At 49.2% G+C, this 3,994-nt stretch carries 3 protein-coding genes; all 3 read left to right on the forward strand.

Going from position 1 to position 3,994, the window contains the following annotated elements:
* Positions 1-353 (forward strand): UDP-galactopyranose mutase (locus tag RUMCAL_RS09695; RefSeq protein WP_021682619.1); only part of this gene is annotated, 353 nt, incomplete at its 5' end.
* Between the two features lie 310 nt (positions 354-663).
* Complete coding sequence (locus RUMCAL_RS09700; RefSeq protein WP_040647825.1) at positions 664-2,619, forward strand: hypothetical protein; 1,956 nt, start codon at positions 664-666, stop codon at positions 2,617-2,619.
* A 116-nt stretch (positions 2,620-2,735) separates the two neighbouring features.
* The coding region (locus RUMCAL_RS09705; protein WP_021682622.1) for a hypothetical protein at positions 2,736-3,994 on the forward strand (1,259 nt) is incomplete at its 3' end.

The raw sequence follows: 3,994 nt of genomic DNA on the forward strand, positions 1-3,994 counted from the left end.
TTCTCGATAAGCCAAACTTCCAAGGCAATGCAGCTGTAAACTACACAGACAGAGAAACTCCCTGGACAAGAATCATTGAACATAAATGGTTCGAGTTCGGCAAAGATGAAAACGGAAACGATCTGCCGAAAACAGTTATTTCGAGAGAGTATTCTTCGGAATGGAAACTTGGAGATGAACCCTACTACCCCGTCAACGACGCCAAAAACAGCACACTGTACGAACAGTACAAAGCCCTTGCAGAAGCAGAAGACAATGTCATTTTCGGTGGCCGCCTCGGCGAATACAAATACTACGACATGGATAAAACCATAGAAGTCGCCCTCGCTGCAGCAAAGAAAGAACTCCCCTAACCCACTAAAACAACATCCCTAAATTTTCAATGGCAACCAAAAATGGCAACCTCTCCAAAAAAAGCCCGAAACTACGTCAAATCCACCCCAAATCCCGCAAGTTCGAATCTTGTCATCTGACACGCATGCAACCTGTTTGGATTTTCCCTGAGCCTGCAACCCCTGCAGGCTCTTTTTTATTGCAAAATCGCCGTTTTTGGAATCTCCGACGTTATCCTGTCAAATGTTCACAAAATATTTTCAATTAAAAGTGCAACATTTGACCCTCCTCAATTGTGTCTATATTCTTGGACAAAAGGGAAGGATTTTTATGAAAAAACAATTCACAACACTACTGGCACTCTCCACCGCAGCAGCGTGTATGCTGACCTGCACACCGATCACCACCAGTGCAGAGGACTCCCTCGAGGATCTACAGACATACGACGTTCTGGACAGCACCGATACCTTGGTACGGGAAGCTTGGGAAAGCCGTAACAACGAGGACGAAATGGAGGCAGACCTCTATGACTCCATGTCAGAGGGCGAGATTCCGTTTTATGAAGCGGAAGCTTCCTCGGAGCCCAGCGAACTGGAACAAGCCGCCATTGCAAACGGCATGTACAAAGACACTTTTGCCTTTGGCAACCACTTGTGCACGCTGACAAATGAGGAATTCCACGATAAGGTGTATGCTCCGTTGTCGGAAAGCATGACCTATTCCGAACTGGATTCCAACTATAACTTAGCCGCCAAAGATACCGCATATGCAGGCGGACTTTGCTACGGCATATCTTCTATCGCTGTACTAGTGCACAACGGCTTATTGACTCCCAGTGACATTCAGGAAGGTGCAGAAACGCTGCACGATGTAGAAATGACACCAGATGTGGAAGCACTGATCACCTACTACAATTCCCTGCAAGTGTACAAGGTTGTCGAACACGCCAATATTGTTTTTGCGGGAATGATGACAAAGGACGAACACACTGACGCGTTTCTGAACTGTGCAGCACGCTGCAAGGAAAAAGGCACCTATTTTATGGCATGCATTTCCTCTGCCAAAAGCGGCACACATGCAATGGTTGGCATGGACGAGCAGTTCGGCAACTGGACATTCAATGGTATCAGCTATGACACCTGCATTCTCACTTATGACAGCAACAGTGTACAAAAAGATACCAAGGAATCCATATTCAGCGATAAGACCTGCATCTATATCAATTCTGAAACCAAGCAGTACTGCGTTCCGGCATATGACCTCACCTCGGAGAACGGCGGCGTTCTGCTGGACGCAAGCGATGACGATTCGCTGCTGACCTATCGGGCACCCATTCGCGGCACCACCGAAGTCAATACAGACGTTTCCGAAACTGTAAAATGGCGTTTCTTCAGCGGCACCACAAAGGATCAGATCGATGTCACCTCTACCACCAAGGACGGCACCTCTTACGATTTCTGGAAAGCATGCAAAATGAACTATGGCGATACGATCTACTTCGGAAAGGGCAGCACATTCCACTTGGAGAAAAAAGAACGTGCACAGGGATTTGCTTTTGATGTCAACGGTATCGGATACCGTTTAAGAATGGAACAGTACGCAGAAAGCAGTCCGGAAACGCCCAAAGTACATGACAGAGGCACAAAGTGCAAAATGGACTTCTGCGGCGACAGCATTTCCTACACCAATACCGACACAGAGAGCATCTTGGTGTCCTATATCTTAACCTACGACCAAGGCACCTACAACTATGAACCGGTTGGCTCCGTCCATATTGCTCTTGTGATCTACCCGAATCAGACCGCAACAATTTCAAAACAGGACACCGGCTTGGCAATTACCGGTGACGGAGAGATTTTTGTACAGGCACTTCCGATGGCCACACAAAAATGTATCGATGAATTCGACGGCACATGGGAAGAATTCCTCAACTGGTTCGGCAGCTATTTCTTCAACTTTGTACGGTCAAAAGACGCTCTGCTTCAGTTCAATACCAAGGACGAATGCAGCGAACTTTGGTACGACTTTGACGGTGACGGCGTATATGACGATGCTCCCATTCTCGGCGATGCAGACGGCGACGGCGTACCGTATCAGCCCGGCGACATTTACCAGATCCTATGGCATATCAACGATATCGCAACTTCCGAGCACGGCGTAAGACGATATAACAGAGGCTACGTTCCCAACTCGGAGGGCGACACCGACGGCAACGGCGTGATCGACACCTGCGACCTGTTCGACATTGTGTACGAGTGTGCTCTGCGTGGAGCAGGGTTGAAGTAACCATTCACCCAGCGAAACTGGTGGAGGGATTCGACTGAAACCTTTCACTTTCATTTCAGATTTCCAGTAGGATAAATCCTACACAACTTTTTTCAATTCAAGAGGGAGGAATTTTTATGAAAAAACAATTTGCAGCATTACTGGCACTGTCTACCGCAGCAGCCTGCGTTCTGAGCTATCAGCCGGTACAGGCTGGTGCAGAAAGCGTTCTGGGCAGCATGACACAGGAAAACCTGACCGACATCACCAACGAACAGAAAGATGCGTTCTATCAGTCATCTCTGGGGGAAATAGAGCCGTCGGCAGAACCCAGCGAACTGGAACAGGCTGCCACTGCAAACGGCATGTACAAGGACACATTCTCGTTCACGAACCACTCCTGCAACCTGTCGGAGGACGACTTCAACCAGAAGGTATTCGAACCGATCTGGAACAGCATGACCAATATTGAACGGCTCGCCTATCTCAACAAGAGCAGTGTATACCGGAACGTCTGCCAAGGCAGCCAGTGCTTCGGCATGGCAGCCCTGTCCATTCTGGTACACAACGGCGAACTGTCCCCCAGCGACATTCAGGCAGGTGCAGAAACCCTGCATGACATCACGCTGACCAACGACGTAGAACAGCTGATCACCTACTATGACATGCTGCTGGAATATCAGGCAGTTTCCAACGTGGTCATGTATGCTCCGACACTGCTGACACAGGACGAACGAGTAGACAACCTGCTGAACTGTGCAGAACGCTGCAAGGAAAAGGGCACTTACTTCATGGTTGCCATTCGGGCCGGCGGTACGCACATGATCGTAGGCATGGACAAGGTTTCCGGCAGCTGGACATTTGACGGCGTGAACTACGACACCTGCATTGTTGCCTACGACAGCAACTTCTACAACAAGACCACCAAGGAATCGCTGTTCAACGACAACGCCTGCATCTATGTCAACTCCAAGACCAAGCAGTTCTGCATTCCGGCATACGGGTTCACTTCAGAAAAGGGTGAATCTGTACTGTATGCTTCCGATGACGATTCCGTATTGACCTATCGTGCACCGCTGAACGGCACCACAGAGATCAACACCGATGCTTCCAATATCGTAAATCTGCATTCTTACCGCGGCATCACACCGGAGGACGTATCGGTCACTGCCACCGATGCAGACGGCAGCACCCACGACTTTTTGAGCGAATGCAAGCTGCGGTCCTCGGATTCCAACTACTACGGCACCGGCTCTGCATTCCATCTGGAAAAGACCAAGCGTTCCAACGGCTTTGACTTCTACCTCAAGGGCAAGGGCTACCGCGTAGAAGTATCGCAGTATCCGCAGGGCGGCTCCATGAGCAATGTCATTAACTTAAAACGGCCCTTGAATGG

The sequence above is a fragment of the Ruminococcus callidus ATCC 27760 genome, assembly GCF_000468015.1.
Taxonomy (GTDB): domain Bacteria; phylum Bacillota; class Clostridia; order Oscillospirales; family Ruminococcaceae; genus Ruminococcus_C; species Ruminococcus_C callidus.